Genomic DNA, 17,701 nt, shown 5'->3' on the forward strand with positions numbered 1-17,701 from the left:
CGCGTCGGGCCCGCCAACGAGCGCCGTGGCGCCCTCTTCGACACCCGTGCGGATATAGCCCATCACGCGGTTCCGCTGCACCTCCGAGATCACCGGACCGCACAGGGTCCCGGGGTCCTGCGGGTCACCACACGTGACGTTCTCGTAGATGCTCTTGAGGATCTCCACGCCCTCGTCGTAGCGGGACCGCGGCAACAACATCCGGGTGGGGTTGGCGCACCCCTGTCCGGCGTGCATGCAGGGGGCGATGCCGATCGCGCACGCCATTGCGAAATCGGCGTCCTCCAGCACGATGGTGGCCGACTTGCCGCCGAGCTCGAGGAAGAGCCGCTTCATGGTGGCGGCCCCCTTTTCCATGATCCGCTGCCCTACCACGGTCGAGCCGGTGAACGAGATCAGGTCGACCTTGGGCGAAAGCGTAAGTTCCTCGCCCACAAAGTGATCCGACACGGTCACGACGTTGACGACCCCCGGGGGGATGTCGGTCTTCTCGGTGATCAACCGGCCCAGCCGGGTCGCGTTGAACGGGGTGTTCGGCGCGGGCTTGAGCACCACGGTGTTGCCGGTGCCCAGCGCCTGGCCGAGCTTGTTGAGGGTGACCTCGAACGGGAAGTTCCATGGCACGATGGCCCCGACGACGCCCACCGGCTCGCGCCATACCTTGCGGGTGGTCAGGGTGCCGGTCAGGCTGATCACCTTGTCACCGAGGTCGGTCTCCCAGGCGTATTCGTCGATCAGCCTGGCGGGGTACTTCAGCCCGTCCTCCAGCGGGGCGTCCAGCTGGGGTCCGAAGGTGACGGCGCGCGGCGAGCCCGCCTCGAGGATGAGTTCCTCGCGCAGCTCGTCCTTCTCCGACTCGATCGCCTCGTGCAGCTGCAGGAGGCACCGTTTGCGCAGTTCGCGGTTGGTCGACCAGTCGCTCTCGTCGAAGGCGCGCCGGGCGGCGTCGATCGCCCGGTTCATGTCCTCCTTGGACGCGTCGGCCACCTCTCCGAGCGGCTCCTCGGTCGCCGGATTGATGTTGGTGAAGGTGCCGGCTTGCCCGTCGACGAGCTGGCCGTCGATCATCATCTTCGGCTCGAACCGCACCTTTACAGCCTCGGTCATCTCTGTCACTCTCTTCTGAGTCGTTGAAGGGCTACAGAGAGCCTTACCGGAAACTAGCCGATTGGCAAGCAACAGCCCCTACGGGCCTCGTCACTGGGGGGAAAGTGGACTTTTCATACCCGGCGGAAGTGGATGAGTTCCGCGTTGAGCTGCGCGACTGGCTATCGAAGAACCTGACCGACGAGCTGGTGGCCGCCCGTCGGCCGGCCGGACGCGACGACGCTGCCTTCGAGATGCTGCGCGCCTGGAGCGCGACCATGGCCGACGCGGGCTGGGCCGCGGTGTCGTGGCCTCGCGAGTACGGCGGCCGCGGCGCGACGGTTCTCGAGCAACTCGTCTATACCGAGGAAACCACACGGGCCCGAGCCCCGATGCCGCTCAACGTCATTGGGCTCAACAACATCGCACCGGCCATCATGCAGTACGGAACGGAGTCGCAGAAGCTCACGCTGCTCCCCCGCATGATGCGGGCCGACGACATCTGGTGCCAGGGGATGTCGGAACCGGAAGCGGGGTCCGACCTCGCCGCACTGCGCACCCGCGCGGTGCGCGATGGTGACGGCTTCGTCGTCAACGGTCAAAAGATCTGGACATCGCTCGGGCATCGGGCGCACTGGTGCCAGCTCTACGTGCGCACCGACCCCGAAGCACCCAAGCACGAGGGCATCTCCTGTCTGATCGTCGACATGACACTGCCGGGCATCGAAGTCCGTCCGCTGGTCACGCTCAACGGCGACGTCGATTTCGCCGAGGTCTTCTTTCACGACGTGCGCGTGCCGACGGACGCGTTGCTCGGTCCGCTGAACGCCGGCTGGCAGGTGGCCACCACCACGCTCAGTCACGAGCGGGCTGGGGCCGCCCGGCTGTACGCCGAAATGCAAGTGCGGCTCGAAGAATTGGCCGACGACATCGCCGCGCACACCGATGCGCTCGAAGACCCCGTGGTGCTGCGACGGCTCGGCGAAATCGCGCTGCGCATCAAGTATCTGGAAGTGCTGTGCCAGCGGTCGATCTCGGCCACGCTGCATGGCGGTGACGCCTTCGGATCGGCCAGCCTCGCCAAGACCGTGTGGGGTGAGATCGGACAAGACATGGCCGCGCTGGCCTTCGACGTGCTGGGCGCGAGCGGTGCCGGCGCGCCGTGGGCGAACTACCGCCTGACGTCGCGCTCGCTGACCATTGCGGGCGGTACCAGTCAGATCAACAAGAACATCACCGCCCAGCGGGTACTCGGGTTGCCGCGCAAATGAACCTCGAACTCTCCGACGAGCAGGTCGCGCTGCGCGACACCACCCGACGTTATCTCGCCGAAAAGGCTTCCATCGCCGAGCATGTGCGCCCGCTGCTCGACGACCCCACCGGCAGCACCGAACCGGTGTGGCGCGGCCTGGCCGGCCTCGGGACCACCGGCCTGTTGGTGCCGGAGGCCTACGGCGGCGCGGGCATGACGATGGTCGAGGCCGGAATCGTGGCCGAAGAGCTCGGTGCCGCACTGCATCCGGGGCCGTGGTTGTCGACCGCGGTCGCCGCCGCCCGGGCGCTGACGCGACTCGGGCCTATCGACGCCGCGGCCGAGCTGTTGAGCGGGATCGCCGACGGCACCATGATCGCCACCGTCTGCTTCCTCGACGCCAAAACCGCTTCGGTCGCCGCGAGCAGGCAGGGTGGCGACGACGTCCTGCGGGGCGCGATCACCGCCGTACCCGACGCCGCCGCCGCGCACGTGCTGTTGGTGCTGGCCGAGAACGGCGGCGGTCAAGGGCTTTTCGCGGTGCGCACCGACTCGCCGGGTGTTTCGATCGTGCCCGAGCGTGGTATCGACCAGACCCGCAAGCAGTTCCGGGTCACGCTCGACTCAGCGCCAGCCCAGCGACTGGCCGCGGCCTCCCCCGGGGACGTCGCCGCGGTGATCGACGACGTGCTGATCGCGAAGGCCGCCGACGCGCTCGGTGCCGCGCGAGCCGTCATGACCGCGGCCATCGAATACGCCAAAACCAGAACACAATTCGGGCAGCCGATCGGTTCGTTCCAGGCGGTCCAGCATTTGTGCGTCGATATGTTCGAGACCGTGGAATTGGGCCGCAGCGGCGTGATCCACGCGCTCTGGGCTGCCGACAACGCCGACGATGACGAGCGGCGCCAGTCCGCCGTACGGACGAAGGCGTTCGCCGGGCGACTGGCCACGGTGGGCGACACGGCCATCCAGGTGTTCGGTGGGATCGGCTACACCTGGGAGCATGACGCGCACCTCTACCTCAAACGCCTGCTCGGCTGGAGCGCGTTCCTGGCCGGACCCGATCGATACCTCACCGAACTCGGTGCGCGCCTTGCGGACAGGGGCCACCGGTGATGGATATCGAGGTGGCGGCACTGCTTTGCCGGATCATGTTGCAGGGGCTGGCAACCCGGCCGCCAACCGATTCGACGCTGGACCTGTCCAACGCCTTCGCTGCCGCCAGGGAAGTCATCGAGGCCTGGTCGGACGACAGCGACGCCGACCCCAGCGACAAGGCGGCGCACGTCCGCGCGGTGGCGCGAACGGAATTCGGCCGCAAGGGCTACGAGGCCACCACCATCCGGGACATCGCCTCCGCGGCCGGCCTGGGGACGGGAACCGTCTACCGGGTCATCGGGTCAAAGGACGAACTTCTCGCCTCGATCATGGAATCGTTCGGCCGCAAGGTCGAGGCCGGTTGGGTCAGCGTGCTGCGGTCGGATGCCACGCCCATCGAGAAGCTGGACGCGCTGGGCTGGGTCAACATCAATGCCCTCGATCGGTTCTCCGACGAATTCCGCATTCAACTCGCCTGGATGCGTCAGTCACCGCCGGACACTCCCAACCCGGGCTGGCTATACGCGACGCGCCTGCGGCAGATGAAAACGCTTCTGTCCGAAGGCATCCGATCGGGTGAGATCAGCGTGGACGCGGCGTCCACTGCGATGCTGGCACGCTGTGTCATCGGCCTGCAGTGGATACCGGAGAACATCCTTGCCGAGATCGGCAAGCGCGCGGCGCTGGTGCACGTCCGCGACACGGTTCTGCGTGGCGTCGCGGTTCGCGCCGGATAGGTGTTGAACCAAAAAACTGTTACCCCTACAGTTGGGCAATTAGAACTGCGTTGGCGGTGAACGAGAAGGGGATTTCCATGACTATTGTCGATCGGTTGCGCTACGACGGCAAGCGGGCTCTCGTCGTCGGCGGCGCGACCGGCATGGGTGCGGCCGCGGCCAAGTCAGCGGCCGAACTCGGCGCCGAAGTGATCGTGATGGACTACGCGCCGGTGAACTACGACGTCGCCCAGCCCATCCAGGTGGACCTGCGCGATCCCGCGTCGATCAACACCGCGATCGAGCAGCTGGACGGTCCGGTCCACGCCCTGTTCTCGGCCGCCGGGATCGCCGACGGAACCACCGACCTGATGGCGATCAACTTCACCGGCCACCGCCACCTCATTGACCGGCTCCTCGAGAACAACCAGCTGCCCTCGGGCTCGGCGATCTGCTTCATCTCCTCGGTCGCGGGGATGGGCTGGGAGAACGACCTGGACCTGCTGACGGAGTTCCTCGCCACGCCGGGCTTCGCCTCGGCGCAGGAGTGGGTCAAGGCGCACGAAGCCGAAGGCATCATCCACTACGGCTTCTCCAAAAAGGTGGTCAACGCCTACGTCGCGACCCAGGGCTACCCGCTGCTGAAAAAGGGCATCCGCATCAACGCGATTTGCCCCGGCCCCACCGACACCCCCCTGGCCCAGGCCAACGCCGACCTCTGGCTGACCTTCGCGCAGGACTACCGCGACGAGACCGGTTCGAAGGTGCACACCCCGGAGCAGATGGGCGACGTGATGGCGTTCCTCAACAGCGCCGCCGCCTTCGGCATCAGCGGCATCACGTTGTTGGTGGACTACGGCCACACGATGGCCTCGCTGACCAACGCCTACCCGCCGGGCAAGCCGATCATCGACATCATCATGGGGCGCGTGAAGCTCTAGGGGGCGATGGGCGCTCAGACCGCCGAGTCTGGATCGACGAGCAACCGCTCTGGGCTGCGCCCAAGTACGCGGCGCCACGCAATCTCGGCCGGGTCCTCCGCCAGGCGCAGTGAGGGCCGCGCGGCGAGAGCCGCCCGCACGCACTCCTCCACCGCGACCTTTGCAAGTGAGGTACCCAGACAGTAGTGCGCTCCGGCACCGAAGTTCATCAGCCGGGGCATCCCGGGACGCGTGAAGCGCCCCGGGTCGAACCGGTCCGGCTCGTGCCACGCCGACCCGTCCCGGCATGCCGAGGCGATGCACAACAAGACGATCGATCCTGCCGGGATGGTCGTGTCGTGCAAATCGATCGGCGCAATGGCGGTGCGCGGAATCAGGGGGATGCTGGGCTCGATGCGCATGGTCTCGGCGACCGCGCTGGCCAGCAGCGCATCATCCCCCGCTACCCCATCGAGCCGGTCGCGGTGCTGCAACGTGACAAGCAGGCTGCATGGGATTTGACTTCCGGTCGTGTCATGGCCGGCGACAAGCAGATTCGCGATCATCGCCACGGTCTCGTCCCGAGTCAGCCTGTCCCCATCGGCCTCCGCGGTCAGCAAACCGGTGATCAGGTCCGGAGCTGGATCTTCGGTCCGACGCTGCGCCAACGCCGCAACATAGCGACGCAATTCGACAATCGCTCTCGTTGCCTCCGCGATCTGGTCAGGGGTCATCACGTAGAACACCGGGCTCAACGCATCCCCCCATCGCGAGAATGCACTGACATCGCTATCCGGAACGCCAAGGAGGCGGCAAATCAGCCGGGTCGACAGGCCGGCACAGGCAGCCACCAGATCTCCGCCGTCCCGCGTTGCCGAAGCGATGGCGTCGGCGGCCAACTCAGCGGCGGTCGGCCTCAGTTCCTCGACCGAGCGCGGCGTGAAGGCCCGGGAGACGAGCGATCGAAGGCGGCGATGATAGTCGCCCTCGGTGGTGACCAACAGCCGGCTGTACCAGCCACGCAAGGGGCCGTCGCTGATCCCCATCAGATCGAACAGCGCCAGCCCGATTCCGTTCAGCCGCTCATCGCGGGCAAGCGCTTCGACGTCGCGCTGCCGCAGCACAACGGTGGCGCCTGTGATCTCATCCGTGGCCAGCGGGCCACGCCGCGCCGCCTCGCCCAGTACCTCGTGCATCCGTGTGGTGAAGCTACCGGTCAGGTCCACCATGGGTTTCGAAGTCATCCCGCACTTCCCTCCAGTCGACTCACAACGCGTGCGCGTGCCGCAAAATCTGCCCGGCACGCTCGCCGATGACGACGCACGGAGCCATGGTGTTCCCGGTGGTGACCCGAGGCATGATCGACGCATCGGCGATCCGAAGACCCTCCACGCCATACACTTTCAACGAGCCATCGACCACAGACATGCTGTCCCGACCCATCTTGGCCGTGCTTGTCTGATGGTGATAAGTCGTGGCCTCGTTGCGGATAAAGAGCGCCAGGTCAGCTTTGTTGAGGCTCCCCGGCATAACTTCGCGTTTGCTGAATCTCCGAAGAGGCCCCGAATTGCCAAGTTCGCGACACAATTCGAGACACAACACCGCGGCAGTGAGGTCGTCGGGGTGCGAGAGGAGATTGGCGTGGATCCGCACCGGGTCGCCCGGGTTCGGCCCGGACAGACGAATCTGCCCGCGACTTTTCGGACGCACCACCGCGCCATACATGCTCCAGCCTGACTCCGGTAAGCCGAATCGCTCGGCGTTCTTTTGGCTCGAGAACGGAAACTCGAGCTGATAGGCCTGAAGGTCCGGCGTGCGCAAACCGGAGTCGCTCCGGGCGAAAACGGTCATTTCTCCACCGCTGTTGCGCCAGGGCAACGGTTCCTGGTACTCCCAGACGCACGAGAAGCCCGGGTGGTCCTGTAGGTTTCGTCCGACGCCCGGCAAATGCTGTACGACCGGAATGCCGTGCGGCCGCAACTCATTCTGGTCACCGATCCCGGATTGCATGAGGACCTTGGGTGTATGAATCGCTCCAAGCGAGAGAACCACCTCGGATTTCGCACCGATGCGGTGCAAGTGGCCGTCCAGTACGAACTCCACACCGGTGGCGCGACCGCCGTCAAGTGCCACTCCGGTGACCAACGCGCCCGTCAGGACCGTCAAGTTCGGCCGATCCATCAGCGGATAGAGGTAAGTGCGAAAAACTGACTGGCGCAACCCATTACGGATACGCAGATCAACGATCGACGCGCCGCCTTGTGCCTCCATCAGCTCACCGTTTTGGCTCGGGAAGGTCGGAATGCCAAGACAGTTCGCCGCCGCGAGTCCCGCATGCGCGATGGGGCTGGGCTCGGCCGCGGGTTCGACGTGTACCGGCCCACCCGTGCCTCGGCGGTCCGGATCGGGGACACCCTGCCAGTCCTCGATTGCTCGGTAGATCGACAGCACCGATTCATAGTTCCATTGCGGGTCCTTGGTCTCGGAGGCGAAATAATTCCAGTCGTTTCGGTGACCCCGCGCCCACACCATGACATTGATGCTTGAACCGCCACCCAAGACCTTTCCCATCGAGTACGGAATGGCCCGCCCGTTCAAGTGGCAATTCGGTTCGGCGACGAAGTTCCAGTCGCGCTCGCTTCCCAGATTTGCCAGCCACATCTCCGGTTGCCTGATCTCCGGCCCCTCGTCGCAGCCACCGGCCTCGAGTACGAGGACGCTGACGCTCGGGTTTTCCGCCAGCCGGCGGGCCACCACGGACCCAGAAGAGCCGGAGCCGCACACGATGAAGTCGTATTGCGGCTTCAGTCTGGCAGCAAGTCGCCTCTGATTGCGGTGCACGCGGTCCGCGAAGACGGCTGCGAGAAAGCCTTTTTCATCAGTTGCCGATGTCATTTCGTCCTCATTCCCTTGAGCCGGCAAGGCGAGTAATCGACGGTTATTGAAACCGCGTCATTTGAGCCATGGTTCATGGCTACCTCACCGGTGTGATGAAGGGTGACGTCCGACGGGGACTGGCGCGCTGACCGGCTCCCGCTCCGCGTTTTGCGGATAGGTCGAACGGGACAAGCCCGTCTCCCTTGGCGAAAGCGACAAACGCGCACAACCGATTACACAAGACATGCCGCCAGGCAAATGACGAATTCGGACGGTCAGTTAACCGGATAGAGCGCTCAGTTGGCGCGTCCACGAAGGGTCTGGACGGGCGTCTCACCAAATGTTGCTTGGTAGGCAGCGGCGAACCGGCCGAGGTGGCCCAGCCCCCAGCGCTGGGCGACGGCCGCGACGGTGGTTTGCGAAGAGTGCGCCGAACGCAGGTCGGCATGCGCACGCCGGAGCCTGACCGCACGAAGGTAAGCCATCGGCGACATCCCGAGATGTCGCCGGAAGCCTTCCTGCAGCGCCCGCACGCTCACGTTGCATTGCCGGGCCAGCGCCGCCGTCGACAGCCCCGACTGCGGCGCTCTTTCGATGATGTCCATCGCTGTGCGTACAGCCGCCGGTCTGGCGGGCCGCACCGAGGAGGCCAACTCCTCGCGGTAGGGATGGTTCGCCACCAAGAGCAAACCGTAGACGAGGCTCTCCGCCAGCCGGTCTGAAACGGCCCAGTGCCGCATGGGGTTGTCGACACGGCCCAGTTCGCGGTTCATCCAGAAAAGCTGACTCACCCAGCTCCGGGTGGGGCCATCAGTGAGGGGCAACGTCGGGTCGAAGGCGACAGGCGCGTCCAGCCGGCGCCCCAGAAGGGTCTCGAGCGCGGTGTCGACAACCAGTCGATCGATCTTGACCCCCAGGTGACGACTGCCGCCGGGCCATCGTGTCACCGCCATGTCGGCATCGGGCCGGTATATCGACGCGGTCGTCGGAGATGACACCAGCTCCCGCCCAAGGTGCTGCGACTCAAGCCGACCCTGAATCGGAATGTGTACGTAGTAGCTGTCGCGCCCCTCCGCGAAACCGAGCGATACGTCGGTGTCGTAGGTGAGGTCGGCCAACGTGATGGGCCCGACCTGCACGAGTCGTTGAGTGAAGCGGAAGCCCTTCGACGGACCGAGCAGGCGAAGTTTGTGGGAATGGAACGCCGACTCACAAAGATGGATCGCATGCTCCGGGGAGCGGGTGCTAAAGGTGGTCGATCCGTCGCCATCGGAAGCTACCTGCGCCATCGTTCCCCTCTCGGTCGACACAACCGCTCCTCTGCAAGTACGGCCGAGCGGGGTCGGCGGTTCAATGTTTTGCCGCGGATTCCAGCCGTGCAACCCGAGCATGACACCCACCCCTGATGGAGCGCGGTGATCAACTGCGGCCAACACGGACGACGGTACAGAGGGGTTACCTGCCAATCCGCACCCTTGCCAAGTGGAGAGCTCTCCGGTAGCTTCGGTCAGCGATAGCGGAGAACTCTCCGCTAAGTCGATTAGTAGGAGTGCTCGTGCGTTACATCAAACTCGGCAATACAGGACTCGATGTGTCTCCCATCGCGATAGGAGCCATGACTTACGGCGACCCCCAGCGGGGGCACCCGGTGTGGTCATTGCCCGAATCGGAGTCTCGGGTGCTGATCAGGCACGCAATCGAGGCCGGCATCAACTTTTTCGATACCGCGAACATGTACTCACAGGGTTCCAGCGAAGAGATCCTCGGTCGTGCACTGCATGACTACGCCGACCGCGACGATGTGGTCATCGCCACCAAGTTGAGGCACCCCATGCGTCCGGGCCCCAATGGAAAGGGGTTGAGCCGCAAGGCAATCATGACGGAGATCGACCATTCGCTGCGTCGGCTCGGCACCGATTACGTGGACCTCTACCAGATTCATCGCAATGATCACACCACACCTTTGGAGGAGACGCTCGAGGCCCTGCACGATCTGGTGAAGGCGGGCAAGGTTCGCTATGTCGGCGCGTCATCGATGCCGGCATGGGAGTTCTCCAAGGCCCTCCACGTGCAACGCGCAAATGGCTGGGCGCGATTCGTGTCGATGCAGAATCACTACAACCTGCTCGCCCGCGAAGAGGAACGCGAGATGATCCCCCTCTGCCTGGACGAGGGCGTGGGGATGATTGTCTGGAGCCCATTGGCGCGCGGACGACTTGCTCGAGCGCCGCAGGACGCAAAGACCACCGCACGCTCGTCGAACGACGGATTCGCCGATTTGCTCTACGCGACCCACGACCCGCGATCCGACGCTGCCATTGTGGATGCCGTCGGAACTATCGCCGAGGGACGTGGCATCAGCCGCGCACAAGTGGCGTTGGCCTGGTTGCGTGCCAAACCCGCGGTGGCGGCACCAATCGTGGGGGCAAGCTGCGTCGGGCAAATCGATGATGCTGTTGCCTCGTTGGCTGTCGAGCTCACCCAGGACGAAATGCAGATGGTAGAGGCGCCGTACACTCCCCGCTACGACTTCCAAGGGATCTCCGACGATGCTCAATTGCGGGCGGTCGCGGCGCAGATACCTCAGCTGTCTTTTGTCCGCTAGTGCCAGCGGAATCGAACGCTGAGCGGCAACACGTTCCGGCCGCAAACGCAGCTTATGCTCGATACCGCGATGTGATTAGTCTTCGTCGGGCGGGGAGGGCCTGTGGCAGGCGAGAGAGTCGTCCCAATTCGTTCCGACGCGTTGCGAAATCGGCAGCTGATCCTCGATGTTGCACATGACGCGTTTGCCGAGTCAGGAACCACGTCCATGAATGAGATCGCCAAACGCGCAGGCGTCGGAGCAGGAACTCTATACCGCCACTTCCCAACGCGCGAAGCGTTGATCCTCGCGGTATACCGTCACGACGTCCAGCGGCTGGTGAGTTCGGTACCTCGATTGCTGCGCGCCCACCCGCCACTGGATGCGTTACGCGCATGGTTCCTCAAGCTCGCCGAATATGTTCGCGTCAAACACGGACTCGGCGAGGCGCTCGACAGTGCGGCGGCCGAGGATGTCGTCAGCCAGACCTATGCCCCGCTCGTCGCAGCAGCCGGCGAATTGCTCGATGCCTGCGCGGCGGACGGATCACTTCGGTCCGACCTTGATCCCGCGGACGTCGTGTTGCTCATGAGCTTCCTCTGGCGGGTCGGGGATGGTGCAGAGGGCAAGCGGCAAGCGAAACGAGTCATGGAACTCGCCATTCACGGACTGCAGCGCAGCTGACGCCGGCCACGGCGTCGCCACCTGAGCGCAGCCGGGGATTTACAGGACTACCGTCGGGGGGCATGGCACGGATCATCGTCATCGGCGGGCACGGCAAGGTCGCGCTTGAACTGGCCCCCATCCTGACCGAACGCGGCGACGAGGTGACCTCGGTCTTCCGCAATCCGGACCACTCTGACGACGTCGCGGCCACCGGCGCCCACCCGGTGGTTGCCGACATTGAGCGACTCGACACGGGCCCGCTGGCCACTCTGCTGGCCGGCCACGACGCGGTCGTCTTCTCCGCCGGGGCCGGCGGCGGCAACGCGGCGCGGACTTACGCCGTCGACCGCGATGCGGCCATTCGGGTGATCGACGCCGCCGCGCAGGCCGGCGTCAAGCGGTTCGTGATGGTGTCGTACTTCGGTGCCGGCCCGAATCATGGTGTACCGCCAGACGATCCGTTCTTCCCCTACGCGGAATCCAAGGCGTCGGCGGACGCGCACCTGCGCGCCAGCGACCTGAACTGGACAGTGCTGGGACCAGGGCGGCTCACCCTCGAACCGGCCACCGGCCGCATCGAGTTGGGCAGGGGCAAAGTTGAGGTCTCCCGCGCCGATGTCGCGCTGGTCATAGCCGCCGCGCTGGCCGACGACTCGACCGTCGGGCGAACCATCGACTTCAACAACGGCTTGGACACGACCGGGGTGCCCATCGCCGAAGCGCTGAAACGCTGACCGCAGAGGTGACGCGTGGGAAGCTTGCCGACTGTCGGTCTTTGCCCGACGAGGCGGGATCCGCCCTGAGCGCCGACCCGAGCAAGCTGCCGCTAATGACGCGGGCCTCGCGCCGAGGGCTTAGCGCCGGTCGGTGCCCCGTGCCTAAGGTTGCGCGGGAACGGGCGCAGGCGCCTTTCCCGATAGGCACTGTTGAAGCTCCGGACTACCGGGGGCGAAGTCGAAGCCGCAATTGCAATCGTGAGCGTCCTTGGGCGGGAGCCCATTGCAGAAGTCTGTGCCGGCCGAGGCCGATGGCGCGGTCCACATGACACCAGCAGCCAAGGTCGCCACCGCAGCGCCGAATGTGGACGTCAATACTCTCGTCTTCATGTTTGGGATTCCTTTTCTGGTGGTGAGGCATTTGTAGCAGGCCGGACGGTTCCGCGCTGTGTTTGACGGGGGCGCTAACCGGCCGCGCGCCACCGCTTCGCCGTGACGTTCGACGCTGTAAACTCCGCCACGCAGCTGGTCTGCCGTCGCCGCACCACGCGACTTCGGCATCGAGCGAGGCGGGTTGGTAACGCTTCGCGAGAGGGAACCCGGTGAGAGCCCGGGACTGTCCCGCAGCGGTATGCAGGAACGACCGCCGTCACCCAAGCACTGGTCGCAAGACCGGGAAGCGACGGCCAGTAGGAACTGTCCGGCTCCACAGCGGCTTTCGGGTCGCATCGTCGACCGGGCGTAGGAGCACCAGCCGGTGCGCGCCTGCGAGTCCGAAGACCTGCCAGTTGTGCCGGGCGCGCCGCGCCCGGCGGCTCATCGCCTCGTGGAATGGGCGTTTGGCTGCGCCGGTTGCGGTTTATGTACTACAGGTGCCACCGCGGCCGGATTGGCTTGCGTCCGTGGGCGGTGACCACCCCGTCGATTGAAGGACGAAAGATATCGTGACCCCGCAACCATTTACCGCAACGGTCGTCGGCTCCCCGCGCATCGGCCCGAAGCGCGAACTCAAACGCGCCACCGAGGGCTACTGGGCCGGACGCACCAGTCGCTCGGAGCTGGAATCGGTCGCCGCCACGTTGCGGCGCGACATGTGGGCCGGCCTCGCCGCCGCCGGCCTGGACTCCGTCCCGGTGAACACGTTCTCCTACTACGACCAGATGCTGGACACGGCGGTCATGCTCGGCGCCCTGCCGGCACGGGCCGCCCAGCTGCCCGACGACCTGGACCGCTACTTCGCCGCCGCCAGGGGCAACTCCGATGTGGCGCCGCTGGAGATGACCAAGTGGTTCGACACCAATTACCACTACTTGGTTCCCGAGATCGAGCCCACGACGACGTTCGCGCTCAACCCCGACAAGGTGCTCTCTGAGCTAAAAGAGGCTCTGGAACAGGGCATTCCCGCCCGCCCGGTCGTGATCGGGCCGATCACCTTCCTGCTCTTGAGCAAAGCGGTCAACGGCGGTGGCGCGCCGATCGAGCGGCTTGAGCAGCTGGTGGGAATCTACTCGGAGCTGCTGCCCTTGCTCGCGGACAACGGCGCGCAGTGGGTGCAGTTCGACGAGCCGGCATTGGTGACCGACATCTCCCCCGATGCCCCGGCGCTGGCCGAGGCCGCCTACAACGCGCTGGGCAAGGTGGGCAACCGCCCCGGCATCTACGTCGCCACCTACTTCGGTAATCCCGGCGCCTCCCTGGCCGGGCTGGCCCGCACCCCGGTCGAGGCGATCGGCGTCGACCTGGTGTACGGCCCCGACGTGGCGGTGGCGGGCATCCCGGAGTTGTCCGGCAAGACCCTGGTGGCCGGAGTCGTCGACGGGCGCAACATCTGGCGCACCGACTTGGCGGCGGCGCTCGGCAAACTGGCCACCCTGGCGGGTTCGGCTGGCGCCGTGGCGGTTTCGACCTCATGCTCCACGATGCACGTGCCGTACTCGCTGGAACCGGAGAACGATCTGGACGACGCGCTGCGCACCTGGCTGGCGTTCGGGCAGGAGAAGGTGGCCGAGGTGGTGACGCTCGCGCGCGCCCTGCGCGACGGGCGCGAGGCCGTCGCCGACGAGATCGCGGCGTCCAATGCCGCGGTGTCCTCCCGCAAGAGCGATCCCCGGCTGCACAACGACGAATTGCGGTCTCGCATCCACGCGATCGTCGCCACCGGCACCCACCGCGGTGACGCGGCAAAGCGCCGCGCCAGCCAGGAAGCGCGGCTGCACCTGCCGCCGCTGCCGACGACGACCATCGGCTCCTACCCGCAGACCTCCGCGATCCGCAAGGCGCGCGCCGCGCTGCGAGCCGGCGAGATCGACCAGGCGGAGTACGAAAAGCGGATGCGCAAGGAGATCGCCGACGTCATCAAGCTGCAGGAGGAACTTGGTCTCGACGTGCTGGTGCACGGCGAGCCGGAGCGCAACGACATGGTGCAGTACTTCGCCGAGCAGCTGGAGGGCTTCTTCGCGACGCAGAACGGATGGGTGCAGTCGTACGGAAGCCGCTGCGTGCGGCCGCCGATCCTCTACGGCGACGTCATCCGGACGCACCCGATGACCGTCGAATGGATCTCCTACGCGCAGTCGCTGACCGACAAGCCGGTGAAGGGCATGCTGACCGGTCCGGTCACGATCCTGGCCTGGTCGTTCGTCCGCGACGATCAGCCGCTGGCGGACACCGCCAACCAGGTGGCGTTGGCCATCCGCGACGAGACCGTGGACCTGCAGTCCGCGGGCATCGCCGTCATCCAGGTCGACGAGCCGGCGCTCCGCGAGCTGCTGCCGCTGCGCCGCGCCGATCAGCAGGACTACTTGCGTTGGGCCGTAGGGTCTTTCCGCTTGGCCACCTCCGGCGTCGCGGACTCCACGCAGATCCACACCCACCTGTGCTACTCGGAGTTCGGTGAGGTGATCGGGGCCATCGCCGACCTGGACGCCGACGTCACGTCCATCGAGGCGGCGCGCTCACACATGGAGGTGCTGGACGACCTCAACTCGATCGGCTTCTCCAACAGCGTCGGGCCGGGCGTCTACGACATCCATTCGCCGAGGGTGCCAACCACCGCCGAGATGGCGGAGTCGTTGCGCGCGGCACTGAGAGCGGTTCCCGCGGAACGACTTTGGGTCAATCCCGACTGCGGCCTGAAGACCCGCAACTCCGATGAGGTCACCGCGTCGCTGAAGAACATGGTCGCCGCGGCGCATGAGGTGCGTTCGGGCGCCTAGCCGAGTGTCACGCCAGCGTGGCGCTGCGCGCCGAGCGTCACGCTGGCGTGACGTCCGAAAGCACCTGGACGGGAACGTCGTCGGCCCACGGCTGCCGGGTCACCATGTCCGCGACGCGGACGGTGCCGCGCTCGAACTCGCCGGTCGCCGCGTCCACCAGCCGGTACGCCTGCGTCTGCTTGTGGATGGGCTGCGCGTCGAGCAGCACCACCCGCACCTCGCCCGGCTCGAAGTGGCACCGCTCCTGCAGCGCGGCGATCAGCTGCTCGTTGTGCATGTGGCCGTCGCCGAAGTTCCAGCCGATGGCGGTGCTGCAGATGCGTTCGCCGTCGGTCAGCACGTAGTCGTCCTCGTTCTGGCCCGCCATCGCACGATGCGCCAGGGTGAACAGCGCACGACCGTGAGTGTTGAACCCGCGGAACGCATATCCCATGTAAAGCGGGATTTGCGCGGCCTCCGGGCTGCCGTAGAACCGCTCCAGCTGAGCCTGCGGCATGCTGGCGATCGCCACGACGCCCCTGGCGATCCTCTCGCTCGCCGATCCCTTGATGCACCACAGCGTGGTGTCCCAGTTCCCGGCGTAGTACCGCATCCCCGGCAGAAACGAAATCTTGTGGGGAAACACGTTGCCCAACAGAACGATTCCCGCGATGACGACGAACAGTATCGCCACCACCACCGGGTGCCTCAGGTCGCGCAGGCCCAGGCGGGCGTGCGCGACGAACAGCGACAGCACACCGAAGATCATGAAGACGTTCCACTCCAGCGGCACGCCCATCGGGATCGACACCAGGATCCCGAGGTGGAAGCAGACCATGACGATGGCAGCCACGGTGATGGGCCAGCCGCTGTGGCAGAAGAACAGTGGCAGCGGCACCAGCATCTCGATGGCGGTGCTGAGGTGAGCCAGCCATCGCGACAACCGACCGGGCCGCAGATCTTCGGGGAACTTTTCGAAGAACTGCCGCTTGAGCCAGCGGGGCCGCACCAACGGGTTGTTGGACATCATCGTCGAGATCACGAACGGGAAGTGCTTGTTGAGCTTCGACGTGGCGGCGCCCATCCAGATCACCAGGAACACCACCTTGGAGCCGACAATCATGTCCACCCCGCCGAAGAGGAACGTCACCGCCATCGTCGCGTAGACCTCGCCCCGGGCGGCCAGGAAGATCACCTTGTCGCGTAGGCCGAGCACGCCGAGCAGCAGCAGAATGAGCACGATCTTCCAGGCCGGCAGCAGCCCGACCGTCGTGCCGAGCTCGGGCATCGGGCCCGTGCCGTCGGCGAACAGCGCGCTCAACGTCACCAGCAGGAACAGCGCGTACAGCGCGACGTCGATCGGCTTGCGCTTGGTGCCCTCGGTCAGCGGGACCCGATTCGGCCACGGTGGCAGCCGGATGGTGCCGAACCGCATCCAGTACAGGATCGAGCCCATCGGCGGGAAGAACCGGTTGTTCAGCGGGCCGAAGCCGCAACCCAGCCCGATGACCTCGAACAGCATCGTGTACAGCACGACCTTCTCGAACACGATCGGCTCCGACCACCACGACGCGACGTGGGTGAACCCCCCGAGCCCTCTGGTGGCCGAGGCGAACACCCACGCGCCAAGGATGTAGAGCAGGATTTTGACGACGTAGAACAGGTGCATCGCGACCGGCGTGCCGAAGCCCACCTCGGCCCAGTGCTTGGCCATCGGCCGGATCTTCTCGCTACGGGTGCCCTTGTTCCACTCGGCCATATCGAGCTGCGGCAGCTCAGGCTTGAGAAATCCCATGGTGGTCAGATTAAAACGTGTTCTAGGCCAGCGGCACGCGAGCCGCGCAAGAATCCTTTGCCCGCGACTCGGCCGCCGGATACCGTGAAACCGGATCGGCGCGGCCCTTAGGAGGCGTCCACCATGAGCAGGCTCCGAATCGTCATATCGGCGGCGGCGCTGGCGACGCTCGCCGTCTCGCCCGTTGCCGTCGCCGGTGCCGACCCCCCCGGGCCCGGTGATTCCTGCACCGTCTTGAACGCGACCACCCAGGACGCCAACGGCCGGACGATGTGGTGCAACCCCACGATGACGGGCGCGCACAACCTGGTGTGGCAATACGGCGGACCCGCCTAAGCCGCGGCCCTCGCGGCCGAGTGTCGCCGAGGGCTTTCAGCGTGAACGGAGGCCAAGGCGAAATTATCGCCCTGGGCGCGCACGTAAAACCGCGGGCGCACACGCGATTCACTCATCGAAGATGCCCGGCGCAATCGCCGGCGCCCGCTCGAGCACCCGGGCGTCCACCCTGAGATTCAGCGCGCCGAGGTCACGCTCAAAAGCGGGGACGTGATCGTCGACGAGTTGGCCGTCGCGGACGCCCATCCGTTGGGCGCGCGCCCGTTCCGGCGCCCGCAGTACGTCCAGAAGTTCACCGAGCTCGCCGGCGACGTTGTGGACGCGGCTGAGCGGGAGAGGTTTTTGGCCGCGGTGAGCACGCTGGCCGACCTGCGGGCGGGCGACCTCGGCGCGCTGAATCTCAGGGTGGACGCCCGGGTGCTCGAGCGGGCGCCGGCGATTGCGCCGGGCATCTTCGA

The 17,701-nt window shown here is 66.0% G+C and carries 13 protein-coding genes, 2 pseudogenes and 1 riboswitch; of the genes and pseudogenes, 10 read left to right on the plus strand and 5 right to left on the minus strand.

Annotated elements, in window-relative coordinates:
* The coding region (locus A5695_RS25215; protein ID WP_068089014.1) for an aldehyde dehydrogenase family protein at positions 1-1,107 on the minus strand (1,107 nt) is incomplete at its 3' end.
* A gap of 104 nt (positions 1,108-1,211) precedes the next feature.
* On the opposite strand from A5695_RS25215, the gene A5695_RS25220 reads away from it, so the two are divergent.
* The 4 genes and pseudogenes from A5695_RS25220 to A5695_RS25235 all read left to right on the plus strand — a co-directional run bounded on the left by A5695_RS25220 (position 1,212) and on the right by A5695_RS25235 (position 5,096).
* Positions 1,212-2,357 (plus strand): acyl-CoA dehydrogenase family protein, encoded by a 1,146-nt coding sequence (locus A5695_RS25220; protein ID WP_068089018.1) that lies wholly within the window; start codon positions 1,212-1,214, stop codon positions 2,355-2,357.
* Positions 2,354-3,457, plus strand: coding sequence for an acyl-CoA dehydrogenase family protein (locus tag A5695_RS25225; RefSeq protein WP_068089021.1), 1,104 nt, complete (start codon positions 2,354-2,356; stop codon positions 3,455-3,457). The genes A5695_RS25220 and A5695_RS25225 overlap by 4 nt, the downstream gene beginning before the upstream one ends.
* Before the next feature lie 11 nt (positions 3,458-3,468).
* Positions 3,469-4,176: pseudogene (locus A5695_RS25230) on the plus strand (TetR/AcrR family transcriptional regulator); the annotation flags it as partial.
* A 77-nt stretch (positions 4,177-4,253) separates the two neighbouring features.
* Positions 4,254-5,096: an SDR family oxidoreductase gene (locus A5695_RS25235; protein WP_068089045.1), complete on the plus strand. Its 843-nt coding sequence runs from the start codon at positions 4,254-4,256 to the stop codon at positions 5,094-5,096.
* A 14-nt stretch (positions 5,097-5,110) separates the two neighbouring features.
* Here A5695_RS25235 and A5695_RS25240 read toward each other — a convergent pair whose 3' ends face one another.
* The 3 genes from A5695_RS25240 to A5695_RS25250 form a co-directional block, all read right to left on the minus strand.
* Complete coding sequence (locus A5695_RS25240; RefSeq protein ID WP_068089024.1) at positions 5,111-6,304, minus strand: cytochrome P450; 1,194 nt, start codon at positions 6,302-6,304, stop codon at positions 5,111-5,113.
* A 37-nt stretch (positions 6,305-6,341) separates the two neighbouring features.
* Complete coding sequence (locus tag A5695_RS25245; protein WP_082946297.1) at positions 6,342-7,970, minus strand: GMC family oxidoreductase; 1,629 nt, start codon at positions 7,968-7,970, stop codon at positions 6,342-6,344.
* Between the two features lie 278 nt (positions 7,971-8,248).
* Complete coding sequence (locus A5695_RS25250) at positions 8,249-9,334, minus strand: AraC family transcriptional regulator (RefSeq protein WP_197515618.1); 1,086 nt, start codon at positions 9,332-9,334, stop codon at positions 8,249-8,251.
* A 173-nt stretch (positions 9,335-9,507) separates the two neighbouring features.
* Here A5695_RS25250 and A5695_RS25255 point away from each other — a divergent pair, with 173 nt between their 5' ends.
* The 4 genes from A5695_RS25255 (at position 9,508) to metE (ending at position 15,133) form a co-directional block, all read left to right on the plus strand.
* Entirely contained in the window at positions 9,508-10,557 is a 1,050-nt protein-coding gene (locus tag A5695_RS25255; RefSeq protein ID WP_068089051.1) for an aldo/keto reductase, read from the plus strand.
* A 102-nt stretch (positions 10,558-10,659) separates the two neighbouring features.
* Positions 10,660-11,220: a TetR/AcrR family transcriptional regulator gene (locus A5695_RS25260; RefSeq protein WP_068089030.1), complete on the plus strand. Its 561-nt coding sequence runs from the start codon at positions 10,660-10,662 to the stop codon at positions 11,218-11,220.
* Between the two features lie 62 nt (positions 11,221-11,282).
* Positions 11,283-11,936, plus strand: a complete 654-nt coding sequence (locus A5695_RS25265) for an SDR family oxidoreductase (protein ID WP_068089033.1) — start codon at positions 11,283-11,285, stop codon at positions 11,934-11,936.
* A 540-nt stretch (positions 11,937-12,476) separates the two neighbouring features.
* A riboswitch (cobalamin riboswitch) is annotated at positions 12,477-12,722 on the plus strand.
* Positions 12,723-12,862: 140 nt separating this feature from the next.
* Positions 12,863-15,133: a 5-methyltetrahydropteroyltriglutamate--homocysteine S-methyltransferase gene (metE, locus tag A5695_RS25270; RefSeq protein WP_068089036.1), complete on the plus strand. Its 2,271-nt coding sequence runs from the start codon at positions 12,863-12,865 to the stop codon at positions 15,131-15,133.
* Positions 15,134-15,170: 37 nt separating this feature from the next.
* Here metE and A5695_RS25275 read toward each other — a convergent pair whose 3' ends face one another.
* Complete coding sequence (locus tag A5695_RS25275; RefSeq protein WP_068089039.1) at positions 15,171-16,907, minus strand: DUF3556 domain-containing protein; 1,737 nt, start codon at positions 16,905-16,907, stop codon at positions 15,171-15,173.
* A 123-nt stretch (positions 16,908-17,030) separates the two neighbouring features.
* Here A5695_RS25275 and A5695_RS25280 point away from each other — a divergent pair, with 123 nt between their 5' ends.
* Together A5695_RS25280 and A5695_RS25285 are read left to right on the plus strand one after the other, a co-directional pair.
* A complete protein-coding gene (locus A5695_RS25280) occupies positions 17,031-17,243 on the plus strand; it encodes a hypothetical protein (protein ID WP_068089042.1) in 213 nt (70 codons plus the stop codon).
* A gap of 210 nt (positions 17,244-17,453) precedes the next feature.
* Positions 17,454-17,701 (plus strand): annotated as a pseudogene (locus tag A5695_RS25285) (MmgE/PrpD family protein); the annotation flags it as partial.

The organism is Mycobacterium sp. E1747, from assembly GCF_001667775.1.
GTDB lineage: Bacteria > Actinomycetota > Actinomycetes > Mycobacteriales > Mycobacteriaceae > Mycobacterium.